20 protein-coding genes and 1 tRNA gene are annotated in these 14,582 nt (G+C 68.7%); 10 read left to right on the top strand and 11 right to left on the bottom strand.

Annotated features, from left to right (window positions below; all coding sequences use genetic code 11):
• From FHD68_RS01970 to FHD68_RS01945, 6 genes are all read left to right on the top strand, one after another.
• Positions 1-313 (top strand): SPOR domain-containing protein (locus FHD68_RS01970; protein WP_139085075.1); only part of this gene is annotated, 313 nt, incomplete at its 5' end.
• Between the two features lie 4 nt (positions 314-317).
• A complete protein-coding gene (locus tag FHD68_RS01965) occupies positions 318-1,295 on the top strand; it encodes a glycoside hydrolase family 3 N-terminal domain-containing protein (RefSeq protein WP_127897909.1) in 978 nt (325 codons plus the stop codon).
• Between the two features lie 49 nt (positions 1,296-1,344).
• Positions 1,345-2,151: a segregation and condensation protein A gene (locus tag FHD68_RS01960; protein WP_127897910.1), complete on the top strand. Its 807-nt coding sequence runs from the start codon at positions 1,345-1,347 to the stop codon at positions 2,149-2,151.
• Entirely contained in the window at positions 2,135-2,773 is a 639-nt protein-coding gene (gene scpB, locus FHD68_RS01955; protein ID WP_127897911.1) for an SMC-Scp complex subunit ScpB, read from the top strand. The genes FHD68_RS01960 and scpB overlap by 17 nt, the downstream gene beginning before the upstream one ends.
• Before the next feature lie 3 nt (positions 2,774-2,776).
• Positions 2,777-3,025 carry a hypothetical protein gene (locus FHD68_RS01950; RefSeq protein WP_139085072.1) on the top strand — a complete coding sequence of 83 codons (249 nt, stop codon included), beginning with the start codon at positions 2,777-2,779 and terminating at the stop codon, positions 3,023-3,025.
• A 38-nt stretch (positions 3,026-3,063) separates the two neighbouring features.
• Positions 3,064-4,182, top strand: coding sequence for a THUMP domain-containing class I SAM-dependent RNA methyltransferase (locus FHD68_RS01945; RefSeq protein WP_127897913.1), 1,119 nt, complete (start codon positions 3,064-3,066; stop codon positions 4,180-4,182).
• Here the strand turns inward: FHD68_RS01945 and FHD68_RS01940 are convergent.
• The 4 genes from FHD68_RS01940 to ihfA form a co-directional block, all read right to left on the bottom strand.
• Positions 4,179-5,249: a 2'-deoxycytidine 5'-triphosphate deaminase gene (locus FHD68_RS01940; protein WP_127897914.1), complete on the bottom strand. Its 1,071-nt coding sequence runs from the start codon at positions 5,247-5,249 to the stop codon at positions 4,179-4,181. The genes FHD68_RS01945 and FHD68_RS01940 overlap by 4 nt on opposite strands.
• A 72-nt stretch (positions 5,250-5,321) precedes the next feature.
• Positions 5,322-5,399, bottom strand: a tRNA-Pro gene (locus tag FHD68_RS01935).
• Between the two features lie 79 nt (positions 5,400-5,478).
• Positions 5,479-5,970, bottom strand: coding sequence for a MerR family transcriptional regulator (locus tag FHD68_RS01930; RefSeq protein ID WP_127897915.1), 492 nt, complete (start codon positions 5,968-5,970; stop codon positions 5,479-5,481).
• A gap of 15 nt (positions 5,971-5,985) precedes the next feature.
• Positions 5,986-6,288: an integration host factor subunit alpha gene (gene ihfA, locus FHD68_RS01925; RefSeq protein WP_042251331.1), complete on the bottom strand. Its 303-nt coding sequence runs from the start codon at positions 6,286-6,288 to the stop codon at positions 5,986-5,988.
• A 185-nt stretch (positions 6,289-6,473) separates the two neighbouring features.
• Between ihfA and FHD68_RS01920 the strand changes: the two genes are divergently transcribed.
• Positions 6,474-6,749, top strand: coding sequence for a DksA/TraR family C4-type zinc finger protein (locus FHD68_RS01920; RefSeq protein ID WP_127897916.1), 276 nt, complete (start codon positions 6,474-6,476; stop codon positions 6,747-6,749).
• A 1-nt stretch (position 6,750) separates the two neighbouring features.
• Here the strand turns inward: FHD68_RS01920 and FHD68_RS01915 are convergent, their stop codons facing one another.
• The 4 genes from FHD68_RS01915 to FHD68_RS01900 all read right to left on the bottom strand — a co-directional run bounded on the left by FHD68_RS01915 (position 6,751) and on the right by FHD68_RS01900 (position 9,832).
• On the bottom strand, positions 6,751-7,725 hold the full coding sequence (locus tag FHD68_RS01915) for a beta-ketoacyl-ACP synthase III (protein ID WP_045982723.1): 975 nt from the start codon (positions 7,723-7,725) through the stop codon (positions 6,751-6,753).
• On the bottom strand, positions 7,722-8,828 hold the full coding sequence (gene plsX, locus FHD68_RS01910; RefSeq protein WP_127897917.1) for a phosphate acyltransferase PlsX: 1,107 nt from the start codon (positions 8,826-8,828) through the stop codon (positions 7,722-7,724). The genes FHD68_RS01915 and plsX overlap by 4 nt, the downstream gene beginning before the upstream one ends.
• A 19-nt stretch (positions 8,829-8,847) precedes the next feature.
• Positions 8,848-9,054: a 50S ribosomal protein L32 gene (gene rpmF, locus FHD68_RS01905; RefSeq protein WP_042251337.1), complete on the bottom strand. Its 207-nt coding sequence runs from the start codon at positions 9,052-9,054 to the stop codon at positions 8,848-8,850.
• A 241-nt stretch (positions 9,055-9,295) separates the two neighbouring features.
• A complete protein-coding gene (locus tag FHD68_RS01900; protein WP_127897918.1) occupies positions 9,296-9,832 on the bottom strand; it encodes a YceD family protein in 537 nt (178 codons plus the stop codon).
• 122 nt (positions 9,833-9,954) lie between these two features.
• On the opposite strand from FHD68_RS01900, the gene FHD68_RS01895 reads away from it, so the two are divergent.
• Positions 9,955-10,404 (top strand): outer membrane protein assembly factor BamE, encoded by a 450-nt coding sequence (locus tag FHD68_RS01895; RefSeq protein ID WP_045982726.1) that lies wholly within the window; start codon positions 9,955-9,957, stop codon positions 10,402-10,404.
• 23 nt (positions 10,405-10,427) lie between these two features.
• Here FHD68_RS01895 and FHD68_RS01890 read toward each other — a convergent pair whose 3' ends face one another.
• Positions 10,428-11,438 carry a serine hydrolase domain-containing protein gene (locus tag FHD68_RS01890; RefSeq protein ID WP_127897919.1) on the bottom strand — a complete coding sequence of 337 codons (1,011 nt, stop codon included), beginning with the start codon at positions 11,436-11,438 and terminating at the stop codon, positions 10,428-10,430.
• A gap of 100 nt (positions 11,439-11,538) precedes the next feature.
• Here FHD68_RS01890 and FHD68_RS01885 point away from each other — a divergent pair, with 100 nt between their 5' ends.
• Positions 11,539-12,273 carry an SseB family protein gene (locus FHD68_RS01885; RefSeq protein WP_046000067.1) on the top strand — a complete coding sequence of 245 codons (735 nt, stop codon included), beginning with the start codon at positions 11,539-11,541 and terminating at the stop codon, positions 12,271-12,273.
• A gap of 48 nt (positions 12,274-12,321) precedes the next feature.
• The gene (locus FHD68_RS01880) at positions 12,322-13,026 is read left to right on the top strand and encodes a CDP-alcohol phosphatidyltransferase family protein (protein WP_045982728.1); all 705 of its coding nucleotides are present in this window, start codon (positions 12,322-12,324) and stop codon (positions 13,024-13,026) included.
• Here FHD68_RS01880 and FHD68_RS01875 read toward each other — a convergent pair.
• Both FHD68_RS01875 and fucP read right to left on the bottom strand, forming a co-directional pair.
• A complete protein-coding gene (locus FHD68_RS01875; protein ID WP_127897920.1) occupies positions 13,023-13,205 on the bottom strand; it encodes a hypothetical protein in 183 nt (60 codons plus the stop codon). The genes FHD68_RS01880 and FHD68_RS01875 overlap by 4 nt on opposite strands.
• Before the next feature lie 71 nt (positions 13,206-13,276).
• The gene (gene fucP, locus FHD68_RS01870; RefSeq protein ID WP_127897921.1) at positions 13,277-14,569 is read right to left on the bottom strand and encodes an L-fucose:H+ symporter permease; all 1,293 of its coding nucleotides are present in this window, start codon (positions 14,567-14,569) and stop codon (positions 13,277-13,279) included.
• Positions 14,570-14,582: the final 13 nt, after the last annotated feature.

Genomic DNA, 14,582 nt, shown 5'->3' with positions numbered 1-14,582 from the left:
GCCGGCCCCCGACCGTCCCGCGGCAGCACCCACGCCGGCCCCGGCACCCGCCGCAGCGCGCAGCGCCAGCGGTCCCGTCGTGCAGGTCGGCGCGTTCGACAGCGACTCCATCGCCAATGGCGAGTGGCAGCGGCTGGCGGGACGCAATGGCGGCCTGTTCTCGGGCAAGTCGCCGGTTATCCAGGAACATCAGTCGAACGGCCGCACCTTCTGGCGGCTGCGGGTCGCGGGCTTTGATTCGCTGTCCGAGGCGCGGCAGTTCTGTTCCGCGCTGCAATCCTCGGGGACCGACTGCCTGGCGCTTGGCGGCTGAGGCCGTGCAGAACGCAACCATTCTGGGCGGCGTCGGTGGCCTGTCCCTGACGCCGGACGAGGCCGCGTTCTTTCGCGAGGCCGACCCCTGGGGCTTCATCCTGTTCGGACGCAATGTCGACGCGCCCGATCAGCTGCGCCGCCTGACCGCGCAGCTGCGCGAGGCCGTGGGCCGCGACTGCGTGATCACCATCGACCAGGAGGGCGGGCGTGTGCAGCGCATGCGCGCGCCCCATTGGACCGACTGGCCGGCGCCGCTGGACCAGGCGAGGGCGGGACCGCAGGCGATGTGGCTGTACTATCACCTGATCGGGCAGGAGCTGCGGGCCGTGGGCATTGATTCGAACTGCGCCCCCACGCTGGACGTGGCGCAGGACGGGACACATCCCTTCCTGCGCAACCGCTGCTTGGGCACCGACCCTGACCGCGTGGCCGAACTGGGCCGCGCGGCGGCGGACGGGTTGCTGGCCGCGGGCGTTCTGCCGGTGGTCAAGCACATGCCCGGCCATGGCCGCGCGCAGGTCGACAGCCATCACGGCCTGCCCGTGGTCGACGCGACCGAGGCCGAACTGGACGCGGTCGATTTCGCGCCGTTCCGGGCGCTGAACGATCTGCCGATGGGCATGACCGCGCATATCCGCTTTCCGGCGCTGGATGACGGGCCGGCCACGGCTTCGCGCCGGATGATCGGGCTGATCCGCGACCGGATCGGGTTCGACGGCCTGCTGATGACCGACGACATCACGATGAACGCGTTGTCGGGGACGCAGGCCGAACGCGCGGCCGCATCCATCGCGGCGGGCTGCGATCTGGTGCTGCATTGCAACGGCACGATCGACCAGATGGCGCCTGTGGTCGAGGCCGCCGGTCCGATGACGCGGGACGCCATGCGCCGCGCCGACGCCGCCCTGACCCGCAGACAGACTCCGGCACAGGCCGACATCGCCGCCCTGACCGATCAGTGGCGGGTGCTGAGCGCTTGACAGGCAGGCGCGGGGGCATGACCCTTTGCGCCCGTGCCAAGGAGGCTTTGTGGCCAGACAGGTTCCCTATCTTCAGCCCGTCGCCGATGCCGATGTCGCGCAGCGGCGCGCGGACGAGGCGCTGATCGTCGATGTCGACGGCTATGAGGGACCGCTGGACCTGCTGCTGACGCTGGCGCGCACGCAAAAGGTGGATCTGCTCAAGATTCGAGTGCTGGACCTGGCCGAACAGTACCTGGCCTTCGTTGAGAAGGCCCGCGCCCTGCGGATCGAACTTGCGGCCGACTATCTGGTCATGGCCGCCTGGCTGGCCTTCCTGAAATCCCGCCTGCTGCTGCCCCCCGACCCCGAGGCCGAAGGTCCCTCGGCCCAGGACATGGCCGCCCATCTGGCCTTCCAGCTGGAGCGTCTGGCCGCGATGCGGCAGGCGGCGGCGCAGCTGATGGGCCGCGACCGGCTTGGCCTGTCGCGTTTTGCCCGCGGCGCCCCCGAAACCGTCGCGCGCACCCGCCGCACCCAATGGCAGGCGGGGCTGATCGACCTGATGCGCGCCTATGCCCGGCTCAAGACGCGTGACGAGTTCCGCCCCTATGCGTTCGACCGGCATGACATCTTCACCATGGAACAGGCCCTGGACCGGTTGCGGCGGATGATCGGGTTCACCGGCCAGTGGACCGACCTGTCGGTGTTCCTACCCGACGGCTGGTCGGACGATCCAAAGCGACGGCGCAGCGCCACCGCCGCGACCTTTGCCGCCTCGCTGGAGCTTGCGCGCCAGGGCCGGCTGGAGATACGGCAGGCGCAGACCTTCGCGCCCATCCATTACCGGCAAAAGTCCCATGACGACCACAACTGACCCCACCTCTCCGGCGCTGGACGAACAGGCCCGCATGGTCGAGGCGATCCTGTTTGCCGCCGTGCAGCCTATGAGCCTGCGCGATGTGGCCGCGCGGATGCCGCAGGGCTGCGACCCGGCCGCGGCGGTGGCCCGGCTGCACGCCACCTATCAGGGGCGCGGCGTGGTCTTGGAACGCATCGGCGACGCCTATGCCTTTCGGACCGCGCCCGACCTGTCGTACCTGATGCAGACCGAGACGGTGGACACCCGCCGCCTGTCGCGCGCCGCCATCGAGACCTTGGCGATCATCGCCTATCATCAGCCGGTCACCCGGACCGAGATCGAGGAGGTGCGCGGCGTTGCCCTCAGCCGCGGCACGCTGGACCAGCTGATCGAAATGGAATGGGTGCGTGTCGGCCGCCGCCGCATGACGCCCGGCCGTCCCGCGACCTATATCGTGACCGAGGCGTTCCTGGACCATTTCGGCCTGGAATCTGCGCGCGATCTGCCCGGGCTTGCGGAACTGCGCGCGGCGGGGTTGCTGGAATCGCGCCCGCCCGCCGATGGTCTGGGCCTGCCCCTTGTCGGCGGGGATGCGGACCCCGATATCGACCCCGAAGAGTTGTTCGAGGACGAGTAAGCGATGAACGCCAACCAGCTGATCAGCATGTTCACCCGCCTTGTCGCGCGCCGTGCGATGACCTGGGGCATCAACAAGGGGCTGGGCACCCTGTCGCGTGGCAAGACCGGGTCCGGCAAGACGGGTTTCGGCAAGGCAGGGTTCGGCAAGCCGGGGTTGGGCAAGTCGGGGTTGGGCAAGCGCCGCAGCGATGCGCAGATGCAGGACCTGGCGCGCAAGATGCGGACCCTGTCGCGGCTGACGCGTCGCTGAGGCTGGGCTTTGCCCGCGACGCGCGCTAGGGCTGCGCGATGGACAACACCTCTTTCAAGATCTTTCTGGTGGCCACCCCCGGCCTCGAGGCGCCGCTGGCGGCCGAGGCAAAGGCCCTTGGCTGGACCGGCGTGATCCAGCCCGGCGGCGTCGCCATCACGGGCGGCTGGACCGATGTCTGGCGCGCGAACCTGATGCTGCGAGGGGCCACGCGCGTGCTGGCCCGCATCGGCGGATTCCGCGCCATGCACCTGGCCCAGCTGGACAAGCGCGCCCGAAAGTTCCCTTGGGCGGACCTGCTGCCCCGCGACCTGCCCGTGCGGGTCGAGAGCATCTGCCGCGCCTCCCGGATCTATCATGCCGGCGCTGCGACTCAGCGCATCGAACGCGCCATCACCGAACAACTGGGCGCCCCCTTGGCCATGCCGGAGGATCGCGGCCCGTCGATCACCGTCAAGGCGCGGATCGAGGACGACCTGGTGACCTTCAGCCTGGATACGACCGGCGAATCGCTGCACAAGCGCGGCCATAAGGAGGCCGTCGCCAAGGCCCCCATGCGCGAGACCATGGCCGCGATGTTCCTGGCCGAGATGGGCTTTGACGGCAGCCAGCCGGTGCTGGACCCGATGTGCGGATCAGGCACATTCGTGCTGGAGGCTGCCGAGATCGCCCTGGGCCTGCTGCCCGGCCGCAGCCGCGGCTTCGCGTTCCAGCGATTTGCGAATTACGACGCAGCTGCATTCGCCACGATGAACGCTGCGCCCGCGCCGCGCGACCTGTCCCTCCGGTTCCTGGGTTTCGACCGTGATCCCGGCGCGATCCGCATGAGCGAGGCGAATGCCGCCCGTGCGGGCGTGTCCGCGGTGACGCGGTTCCAGGCCGGGCAGGTGACCGACCTGCAGCGCCCCGACGGCCCGCCGGGCATCGTGATCGTGAACCCGCCCTATGGCACCCGGATCGGCAACAAGGGTCCGCTGTTCGGCCTGCACGGCCAGATGGGCACGGTGTTCCGCGACCGGTTTCAGGGGTGGCGCATCGGCATCGTCACGTCCGAGGCCGGACTGGCCAAGGCCACCGCCCTGCCATGGAAGGCACCGGGTCCGATCGTGGCCCATGGCGGGCTGAAGGTCCGCCTGTGGCAGACCGGGCCGCTTTAGCGAAACTGCTTGGCCAGCTTCAGGCCCTGACCCTGATAGTTCGATCGGATCCCCTCGCCGTAAAGGCGCTGCGGGCGGGCGCCCATGCGTTCATAGACCAGGCGGCCGACAGTCTGGCCGTGTTCCAGCACGAAGGGCGCCTCGTGGCAGCGTACCTCGAGGACGCCGCGTGCCCCGTGCCCCTCATCCCCGATACCAAAGCCGGGATCGAAGAAGCCCGCGTAATGGACCCGGAATTCCCCCACCATCGCCAGATAGGGCGCCATCTCGGCCGCGTACTCGGCGGGGATCGCCACCGATTCGCGGCTGACCAGGATATAGAAGGCGCCGGGGTCCAGGATCAGGCGGCCCTCGGTCGTGCGCAGCTCGTCCCAGAACTCTGCCACGGGATAGGCGCCGATGCGGTCCAGATCGATCACCCCGCTATGCGGCCGGGCGCGATAGCCGACCAGATCGCCCTGCGCAGGACGCAGATCGACTGAGAAGCCCAGACCGTGATCGATCAGCACCGGCGCACCGCCCACTAGCGGCTGATCCGCATGCAGCGCGGTCAGATCGGCGTCCGACAGGACGGCCTGACCCCGGCGCAGGCGCAGCTGGTTCAGGCGCATGCCAGGCCGCACCAGCACCGAAAAGCTGCGCGGGCAGATCTCGGCGTAAAGCGGTCCGTCGTAACCCTCGGGCAGGCGGTCGAATTCGGTGCCGTCATCGGTCACCAACCGCGTCAGCAGGTCTAGCCGCCCGGTCGATGACTTGGCGTTGGCGACCGCCGACATGCCCGCGGGCATGGCGATCCGCTCCTGCAGCGGGATCAGGTAGACGCAGCCGCGTTCCAGCACGGCGCCGTCGGACAGGTCCATCTGGTGCATCTGGAAATCGGCCAACCGCTCTGCGATGCGCCGCCTGCGCCCGGCCAGAAAGCTGGCACGCAGGCGATAGGCGGTGCGGCCGAGCCGCAGGTCAAGGCTGGCGGGCTGGATCTGTTCGGACGTGACGGGGGCGTCGGCGCGGATGACGCCTTGGTCGATCAGATCGCGGATATCGCTGTCGGGCAGAACGCCATTCATGTCGCAAGCCCCTGATGCGGGTGGGGGATAAGGGAAACGCCCACCCTTGGAAAAGGATGGGCGTTTTCGGAATGGTCGGGCCGGAGAGATTCGAACTCTCGGCCTTCCGCCCCCCAGACGGACGCGCTAACCAGGCTGCGCCACGGCCCGACGCGCATGCTATAAAGCGATCCGGCAGGCCAGCACAAGGGCCTGGGCGCGGAAAACTTTGACAAATCGCATGCGGGGATCAGGACAGGCTCAACATGGCCTGCGCCAGCCGGATGACAACAGGCTTGGCCCGCGGCCAGCGTCGATCGGCGGGTGAAATCTGCTGCAGATGACGCGCCATATCGCTGAGGCGTGCCAGCCAGACGGGCGGTTGCGACGGAGGGCTGACAGGGGCGATGCGCGCGGGTGCGGGTGCGGGTGCGGGGGCAGGGGGTGCTGTGTCCCGCGGCGGAGAGAGCTGCTGTGCGCCCCGCCTGCGGACGGATTGTCCGCGGTCGGTCGCGATCTGGCGAATCGCTCCGCGAATCGTCAGCCCGTCGTCGCGCAGCAGGGCACAGATGCCCGCTGCCATCTCGACATCGGCGGGGCGATAGTAGCGTCTGCCGTCGGGGCGCTTCATCGGCTTCAGCGCCGAGAACTGGGTTTCCCAATAGCGCAGGACATGCGGCGCGACGCCGATCAGGGTCGCCACCTCTCCGATCGACCGGAATGCCTCTGCGCCTTTCGCCATGGGGTCGGGCCGGGGCTATCGCTTGTTTCCGGCTGCCACGCGATCCTTCATCAGGTGCGAGGGCCGGAAGGACAGCACGCGGCGGGGCGTGATGGGCACCTCCTCGCCGGTCTTGGGATTGCGGCCGATCCGCTCGTTCTTGTCGCGCACCGAAAAGGTGCCGAAGGACGAGATCTTGACCTGCTCTCCCTGCACCAGCGCGTCCGAGATGTGGTCCAGCACGCTTTCGACCAGCTGTGCCGATTCGTGACGGGACAGGCCGACGTCACGGAATACCGCTTCGGCCAAGTCCATCCGGGTCAAGGTCTTGTCGCCCATGATTGATCCTCTTGAATGCGGGAAGGATGGTTCGAATTCCCATGGCTGTCAACGAGGCCCGCGGGGAAATCGTTCCCCGCCCGATACTTGTCATGCGCTGGCACGCCCTTGGACAGGGTAGGGCGATTGATTCCGGCGCGATGCTTCCCATCTGTTGAGGACGCAGGATAGCGATGGAGGACAGGATGGCAGGTGGATGGGCCCGCGACGACGCGGTGAACGACCAGATCGATGTCAGCACGGCCGAGGCGATCGCCCGCGCCCGGCTGGCCGCGTCGCGCCGTCAGGTGGGCGACAGCGCACGGGTCTGCGCGGAATGCGATGAACCGATCCCCGAGGCGCGCCGCGCCGCGCAGCCCGGGGTGCAACTGTGCGTGGCCTGTCAGTCGGGCCATGATCGCGCAAAACGGCCCGCGGGCGGGATGAACCGCCGCGCCAGCAAGGATTCGTTGCTGAAATAGCCTACCAGCGCAGGACGACGGCGCCCCAGCTGAGACCGCCGCCGATCGCCTCGGTCACCAGAACCTGGCCCGGCGCGAACCGACCCTGGCCATCGGCGACGGACAGGGCCAGCGGGATCGACGCGGCCGAGGTGTTGCCGTGATCGGCCACGGTCAGCACGACCTTGTCCAGTGGCAACTGCATCTTCTGCGCGGTGGCGGTGATGATGCGCATGTTCGCCTGATGCGGGACCAGCCAGTCCACGTCGGCAGGCGTCAGCCCGGCACGGTCCAGCGCGGTATGCGCCGTCTTGGCCAGCTTTTCGACCGCGTGGCGGAAGACCAGGTTGCCCTGCATCCGCAGTTGGCCTGCCGTTCCGGTGGAGGACACGCCGCCATCGACATACAGAAGCTCGCGATAGGTGCCGTCGCTGTTCAGGTCGCTGGCCAGGATGCCCCGGTCATCGCTGGTGCCCGCACCGTCCTCAGCCTGCAGGACGACCGCGCCGGCGCCGTCGCCGAACAGCACGCAGGTGCCGCGGTCGGTCCAGTCCATGATCCGCGAGAAGGTCTCGGCCCCGATCACCAGGATGCGGTCAGCCTGGCCCGCGCGAATCATCGCGTCCGCATTGGCCAGCGCAAAGACGAAGCCCGCGCAGACGGCCTGCACGTCATAGGCAAAGCCGCGCTTCATCCCCAGACCGGCCTGGACCATGGTCGCGACGGCCGGAAACGTGAAGTCGGGGGTCGAGGTCGCCAGCACGACACCGTCGATGTCGTCTGCAGTCATGCCTGCGCGGTCCAGCGCGGCCTTGGCGGCGCGGATGGCCAGGTCGCTGGTGGTCTGGCCCTCGGCCGCGAAGTGGCGACGCTCGATCCCGGTGCGAGAGCGGATCCATTCGTCGGTGGTGTCCAGCTTGTCCTCGAACCAGCTATTCTCGACGATGCGTTCAGGCAGGTAATGCCCGGTGCCGCAGATGACCGAACGACGCGTCACGACGATGCTCCTGTATCGGTGGCGCTGGCGGATGCCGCGGCACCTTGGGCCACACGGGCGGCCAGGCGGTCCTGGAAGCCCGACTTGGCCAGGGTGAAGGCCAGCTTGATGGCCGCGGACACGCCGGTCGCATCGGCGGAGCCGTGCGATTTCACGACCGTGCCGTTCAGGCCCAGGAAGATGCCGCCGTTCACGCGGCGCGGGTCGATCCGCTTCTGCAGGCGCTTGAGCGAGCTCATGGCCAGGACGGCCGCAAATTTTGACATGATCGAATTCGAGAAGGCGTCCTTGAGGAAGTCGCCGACCAGCTTGGCGGTGCCTTCCCCGGTCTTCAAGGCGACATTGCCGGTGAATCCGTCGGTGACGATCACATCCACGCGGTCGGACGGCAGATCGCCACCCTCGACGAAGCCGACATAGGTATAGCTGCCGGCGGCGGCCTGCTCGATCATCTCGTGGGCCTGCTTCAGTTCGGCGCGGCCCTTGTGTTCCTCGGTGCCCACGTTCAGCAGGCCGACGCGCGGCATGGGCAGGCCCAGGCCGTTGCGCGCATAGGATGCCCCCATCAGGGCATATTGCAGCAGGTCATGCGCATCGGCGCGGATGTCCGCGCCCACGTCCAGCATGATGTTGAACCCTTGGGGGTTGCGCGACGGCCACAGGCAGGCGATGGCCGGCCGGTTCACGCCCGGCAGCTTGCGCAGGCGCAGCATCGACAGCGCCATCAGCGCGCCGGTATTCCCACAGGACACGGCGACCTGCGCCTCTCCGGCCTTGACCGATTCCAGCGTGGACCACATCGACGTGCCCTCGCTCTTGCGCAGGACCTGGCTGGGCTTGTCATGCATCGTCACCACGCCCGCGGCATGGCGGATGTCACAGCGACCCGCCAGCACCTTGCGGCGCGCGATCAGGCCCGCAAGCTCTGCCTCGTCGCCATGGACGATGAAGCGGATCTCGGGGTTCTTCTCGGCGCTTTCGGCCATGCCTGCGACGACGACGGCGGGGCCGCGGTCGCCACCCATGGCGTCAACCGATATCACCACGCTGCCCCCGGATTCGGGGACGCGCGGTGTCGGCGTGCTCGCGGAGGGGACGGACATCAGGACGGGCGCGCCGGAATCAGGCCGCGTCGTCGTCCAGGTCGATCTCGTTCGCCTTCGCGATCACTTCGCGGTCGGCGTAGTGGCCGCAGGACGGGCAGACGTGATGCGGGCGCTTCAGCTCGCCGCAGTTGGAGCATTCGTTCGGGTTGCCCGCGACCAGCGCATCATGCGCACGGCGCATGTTGCGCTTGGACCGGGTTACGCGATTCTGAGGGACAGCCATGTCACCACCTCGGTTGTCAGGGTGCGGCGCCAGAACGCGATCACACCAGATTTGAATTCGTAAATGAACCGCGCAGATACGCCATGACGACCGCGCCCGCAAGCCCCGAAGGCCAGGGGACGGCCGCAAACGCACCGCACATGGCCCCCCTTTGCCGCGAACGGGCCGCGATTGCGCCCCCCGGCGGCGGGTTTGGGCGCATTTCGCGCCCGCCTGTGGCCCGATGGCCACGCAGCCTGGGTCAGGATTCGCCGTCCTTGCCGCCCAGCAGCTTGTCCAACCCGGCAAAGGGTCGCCGTGTGTCGCCGGCGGCATCGTCGTCGGCTGCCGCGGCCTGCGGCAGGCTTGCCCCCTCGGCCCGCGGATAGGCGGGCAGGGCCAGCGACAGGGCCTCGACCATGATCGCGGTCAGGTCGATGAAGTTGCCAAGGGGTTCCAGCGTCTCGTCCGGCATCTCGATCTCGTCGCCCTCGGGGGCGGCCACATGCGGAGAGAACTGGATGCGGACCGGTTCCGAGATGTCGGTGCGCACGGGCTTCAGCGTGATGACGCAGGGTTGCGTCACCCGCGCGGCCAGCGTGGCCGTCAGCAGCCAGCTGTCGGTGCCATGCGCGCGCAGCGTGCCGCGAAAGTCCAGGCGCGTCAGCGCGTCCAGCCCCAGCTCGGCCGCCAGGGCCTCACGCACGCCTTCGTCGGGGCGCAGGTGAAAGGTCGTCGGCGTGTTCGGGTTCAGATGCGCGACGCGCAGCCGCTGCGGATGCGATTCGGGGGTGATCATGTCGGGCCTTTGTGGATGCGGCGCGGGGCGCGTGACCCCGAGGATTGATATTCTTGAGCAGGGTGGCCGAGTTTGCTAGGCAGGGCGGGCCGCGTCAACCGCCCCAAGGAGGGAACCCGCCCATGTCCGCCATCAGAAGCCTGATGACACTGGCGTTTCTGGCTGTCCTCGGGCTTGCCGCCTGTGCACCCATCGAACGGAACCACGGATACGTCCCCCCCGATCTGGAACTGGCGCAGGTCGTGCCGGGGCAGACCACGATGGAGGAACTGCCCGGTCTGATCGGTCGCCCGTCGGCCCAGGGCCTGCTGACGGGGTCCGGCTGGTACTATGTCGGATCGCGCTGGCGCCGCCTCGGCCCAGCCGCCCCGCGCGAGATCGACCGCAAGGTCGTCGCCATCTCGTTCGCGCCCACCGGCGTGGTCAGCAATGTCGAGACCTTTGGCCTGGAACGCGGCCGCGTGGTCAGCCTGTCGCGCCGCGTGACCGACGGCAGCGTGACCGACATCTCGTTCATCGGACAGCTTCTGGGCAACCTGGGCAACTTCCAGGCCGGCGATTTCGTCGACTGACGGCGCAGGCCGCGCGCGGTCGCCTAGACCGCGCCGGCCAGCTGTTCCGCCAAGCGGTGCAGGTCATCGCGGTGCCCGGTGCGCCCCGACGGCAGGTCCGGGTCCGACGTCATCGCGATGGACAGCGCCGGCTGGCGCCGCGTCGCGGGGAACACATAGACCATCTGCCCGCCATAGCCCCAGCCATAGCGCACGTCCCGCCCGGCCATCCGCCCCAGGAACCAGCCATAGCCGTATCCCTGGCCGCTGAAGATGCTGGAGGTGCGGCGCCGCCAGCTTTCGTCGATCCAGGCCGCGGGGACGACCTGTCGCCCGCCCGCCCGCCCGCCCCGCGCGTATGTCGCACCGAAGGCCAGCAGCGACCGGGTGCTCATCGCCATCTGGTTGCCGCCCAGATAGATGCCCTGCGGATCGCGGTCCCATCCGGTGATGCGAAATCCGGGAATGGGCGACAGCCAGTCGCTTGCGACGTCCAGCAGCGGGCGGCCGGTGACGCGGGTCAGGATCGCCGCGACCAGATGCGTGGATGCGGTCGAATACTGCATCCGCGTGCCGGGATCCTGGACGAAGGGCGCGGCCAGCGCGCTGCGCACCCAGTTCGGGCTGCTGACCCATCGGCCGTAATTCTGTCCCGACTGGCGTTCCAGCCCGGCCTGCATCGACAGCAGGTTGCCCAGGGTGACGCGCGCCAGCCGCGGGTCGGCCGATGCGGGCAGGTCGCTGCGCAGCAGCGGCGCGATGGGCTGATCCGCGCTCTCCAGCAGGCCGCGGCCGATGGCGATGCCCGCCAGCGCCGATACCACCGATTTCGACGCCGACTTGATGTTCGTCGGGCTGTCCGGCGTGAAGCCGTGATAGCCCTGGGCCGCCAGTTCCACCCCCTGTGCGCCGTCGTCCTGCCACAGGGCGATGGCGCGCAGGGGCGGCATCGATCCGGCCTGCGACAGCAGGGGGGCCAGGCTGGCGCGGGCGATGCGGGGGGCTGCCAGCAGGGGCAGGGCGGCGGCGGTCAGGATCAGGGCGCGTCTTTTCATGCGCACAATATGGGGCGGGGGGCCGGGCATGGGCAATCACGCTTGCGTGGGCACGGCGCGGGCTTTACCGCTTGGCCAGCCAATTCGGAAAGGCCCGACCATGAGCGCGCTGGATGATCTTGCCCCCGTCCCGTTCCACGACGCGGATGCGCCGCAGCGGGCGCGGATGCTGTCGCGGCTGGCGGATACCGAGCTGACCGTGGCCCTGCTGCGCGAGCCTGTCCATGACCAGGTCGAATTGCAGATCTTCGATCTGGACGGGGCGCGTGTCGCTCTGGCCTGCGACGCCGAGGATCGGCTGGCGGATTTCTTCGGCCATCCCGTGGCTTACGCGGCGCTGCCGGGGCGGGTGCTGGCGGGACTGCTGAATGCGGACGGAGCGGGGTTGCTGGTCAATCCCGGCCACCCGTCCGAGATGCTGCTGGACAGCGGCATGCTGGATTGGCTGACCGGTGCGCTGGATGCCGCCCCTCAGGAGGGCCAGGCCCGGCTGCGCCTGACCGCGCCCGACCCGCAGGTGGCGCAGGCCTTGGCCGATCCGCTGGCCGAACGGCTGGCCGACCTGCGCGGACTGGTCGCAGGCGCGGCGCTGGTCGGCGCGTCGGGGGACGGTGCCGGGCATCTCTTGGTCATCACCGGCGCGCCCGTCGACCGCCAGCCGGCCATCGCCAAGGCCCTGGCCGAGGCGCTGGCGTTCCTTCCCGCCCAGCCCGGCGGCGTCGACATCAGCTTTTCGGACGCGCCGCCCCCGGCCGGTGCGCTGCTGTTCGACCTGACGCCCCCCGCGCCCGAGGAACCCGCACCGCGCCCGAAAGGCCCCCCGATCCTGCGCTGACCGGGCAAGTGCGGTTGCGTTGGGGGGTTCAACCTGCGATTAAACCGCATGCAGATGCGTCACAAAGCCCTTTCCGTCCATCTTTTGACCGCCACCGGAGCCGTTCTGGCCATGCTGGCCATGCTGGCCGCCGTGCAGGCGGACTGGGCGCTGATGTTCCTGTGGCTGGTGGTGGCCTTCGTCGTCGACGGCATCGACGGCCCGCTGGCGCGACGTTACGACGTCAAGAAGAACTGGCCCGCCTATGACGGCGTGCTGATGGACCTGATCATCGACTATCTGACCTACGTGTTCATCCCGGCCTTTGCGCTGTTCCAGTCGGGGCTGCTGTCGGGCTGGACGGGCTGGTTCGCGATCATCGTGATCGTGTTCACCAGCGTCGTCTATTTCGCGGACACGCGGATGAAGACGCGGGACAATTCCTTCGCGGGCTTTCCCGGCTGCTGGAACATGGTCATCCTGGTCCTGTTCGCGGTCAAGCCGCACTGGACCATCATCCTGCTGATCGTCACGGCGTTGAGCGCCGCGATGTTCACCAACATCAAGTTCATTCACCCCGTCCGGACCAAGCGCTGGCAGGCGATCTCGTTGCCGGTGGCGCTGGCTTGGGTGCTGTTCGCGGGCTGGGCCGCGGTGGTCGACTTCCACCCGGAAAGCTGGGCGAACTGGGGTCTTGTCCTGACCTCGGCATGGCTGCTGGTGGCCGGTGGCGCGCAGCAGATGATCCCGGTACGTCGCCGCCGCCGCCCTTAGGCCGCGCGCAGCCGTCCGGTCAGCCGCCGCAGCAGCGCACGCAGGGTTCCGCCGTGGCGCGTGGCGTTCAATGCGCCGATCTGATGGGGCAGCAGGAACAGCCCCGCGGTGGGCCGCGGCGCACGGCCCGCTATCGCCCGGCCGGCGTCGTCAAGATACAGTCCGTAATAGGCAAGCATGGGGGTGGTCCTTTCGCAGATCCTGACCCCTATGTTGGCGCTATCAGCCCGGCAGGCAACCGCCTGCCTGGTCAATGCTGCGTTGCAGCATCCGCATGGCGGGTCGAGCGCAGGTCGAACAGCCCGAAGGCCGCGACGACCAGGAAGCACAGTCCCGGCACCACATAGGACAGCGCCGCGCCGTGGGAATCCATGACCGCGCCATGGATCAGCGGCACGGTCGCACCGCCCAGGATCGCCATGACCAGGCCCGCCGCGCCGAACTTGGTGTCGTCGCCCAGGCCGTGCAGGGCGATGCCGTAGATGGTGGGAAACATCAGCGACAGGCAAGCCGATACGGCGACCACCGCCCAGACACCCGCCAGCCCCGGCCCGGTGGCCGCGAACAGGCACAGGCCCGTCCCCGCCACGGCCATCACCGTCAGCAGCGCCGCGGGGCGGATCACGCCCATCACGCCGACCATCACGAAACGGGCGATCAGGAACACGATCAGGCTGGCCTGCAGGTACCATCCGGCCTGCGCCTCGGTCCCGCCGATGGCGGAGATCACGTACTGGATGGTGAAGGTCCAGACGCAGGTCTGGGCAGCCACGTTGAAGAACTGGGCCACCACCCCGAACACGTAATGCCGGTTCGACAGCAGCCGCCGCAGCGTCGGTGCGAACTGAACGCGGGCGGCGTCGGGGGCGATGGATTCGCGGTCGGTCGGGATGCGCAGGAAGGCGATGGCGATCCAGATGACCAGCAGCACGAAGGCCAGCCCGACATAGGGCGTCATGACCGCGGACAGTTCGGCGCGCTGGATCTGCTCCAGCGTCGCGGCGGGCATGGCGGCGCGTTCGGCGTCGGTTGCCGGGTTCAGACGCGGCAGGATCAGCGTCGCGGCCAGGAACACGCCGATGTTCGTGCCGACCGGATTGAAGGCCTGGGCCAGGTTCAGGCGGCGCGTGGCATTGCCCTCGGGGCCCATCGCGATGACGAAGGGGTTGGCCGAGGTCTCTAGGATCGACAGCCCCCCCGCAAGCAGGAACAGCGCGGCCAGGAAGTACCCGAAGGTCATGGCCTGCGCCGCCGGATAGAACAGGAAGGCGCCCGCCACCGCGCAGCCCAGGCCCGTCAGGATGCCGGTCTTGTAGGAGAAGCGCCGGTTGATGAAGGCCGCGGGCAGGGCCAGCAGGAAATAGGCCCCGTAATAGGCGAACTGGACGAAGGACGCCTGCAGCGTCGACATCGAGAAGATGCGCGAGAAGACCTGGACCAGCGGGTCGGTCATGTTCGCCGCGATCCCCCAGGCCGCGAAGCAGGTCACCAGCAGCGCGAAGGGCAACCGCATTCCGGGATGGACGAAGGGGGGCTTTGGCATCGGGGTTCTCCTG

This window comes from Paracoccus marcusii (assembly GCF_006151785.1).
Classification (GTDB): Bacteria; Pseudomonadota; Alphaproteobacteria; order Rhodobacterales; family Rhodobacteraceae; genus Paracoccus; species Paracoccus marcusii.
This window is presented reverse-complemented; position numbering and strand designations above follow the sequence as displayed.

Bases quoted from the DNA above. Each gene is read 5' to 3' on its own strand.
- scpB (WP_127897911.1), top strand. From the start codon at position 2,135: ATGACGACCACAACTGACCCCACCTCTCCGGCGCTGGACGAACAGGCC.
- FHD68_RS01950 (WP_139085072.1), top strand. From the start codon at position 2,777: ATGAACGCCAACCAGCTGATCAGCATGTTCACCCGCCTTGTCGCGCGC.
- FHD68_RS01945 (WP_127897913.1), top strand. From the start codon at position 3,064: ATGGACAACACCTCTTTCAAGATCTTTCTGGTGGCCACCCCCGGCCTC.
- FHD68_RS01940 (WP_127897914.1), bottom strand. From the start codon at position 5,249: ATGAATGGCGTTCTGCCCGACAGCGATATCCGCGATCTGATCGACCAA.
- FHD68_RS01930 (WP_127897915.1), bottom strand. From the start codon at position 5,970: ATGGCGAAAGGCGCAGAGGCATTCCGGTCGATCGGAGAGGTGGCGACC.
- ihfA (WP_042251331.1), bottom strand. From the start codon at position 6,288: ATGGGCGACAAGACCTTGACCCGGATGGACTTGGCCGAAGCGGTATTC.
- FHD68_RS01920 (WP_127897916.1), top strand. From the start codon at position 6,474: ATGGCAGGTGGATGGGCCCGCGACGACGCGGTGAACGACCAGATCGAT.
- plsX (WP_127897917.1), bottom strand. From the start codon at position 8,828: ATGTCCGTCCCCTCCGCGAGCACGCCGACACCGCGCGTCCCCGAATCC.
- rpmF (WP_042251337.1), bottom strand. From the start codon at position 9,054: ATGGCTGTCCCTCAGAATCGCGTAACCCGGTCCAAGCGCAACATGCGC.
- FHD68_RS01900 (WP_127897918.1), bottom strand. From the start codon at position 9,832: ATGATCACCCCCGAATCGCATCCGCAGCGGCTGCGCGTCGCGCATCTG.
- FHD68_RS01895 (WP_045982726.1), top strand. From the start codon at position 9,955: ATGTCCGCCATCAGAAGCCTGATGACACTGGCGTTTCTGGCTGTCCTC.
- FHD68_RS01890 (WP_127897919.1), bottom strand. From the start codon at position 11,438: ATGAAAAGACGCGCCCTGATCCTGACCGCCGCCGCCCTGCCCCTGCTG.
- FHD68_RS01885 (WP_046000067.1), top strand. From the start codon at position 11,539: ATGAGCGCGCTGGATGATCTTGCCCCCGTCCCGTTCCACGACGCGGAT.
- FHD68_RS01880 (WP_045982728.1), top strand. From the start codon at position 12,322: ATGCAGATGCGTCACAAAGCCCTTTCCGTCCATCTTTTGACCGCCACC.
- FHD68_RS01875 (WP_127897920.1), bottom strand. From the start codon at position 13,205: ATGCTTGCCTATTACGGACTGTATCTTGACGACGCCGGCCGGGCGATA.
- fucP (WP_127897921.1), bottom strand. From the start codon at position 14,569: ATGCCAAAGCCCCCCTTCGTCCATCCCGGAATGCGGTTGCCCTTCGCG.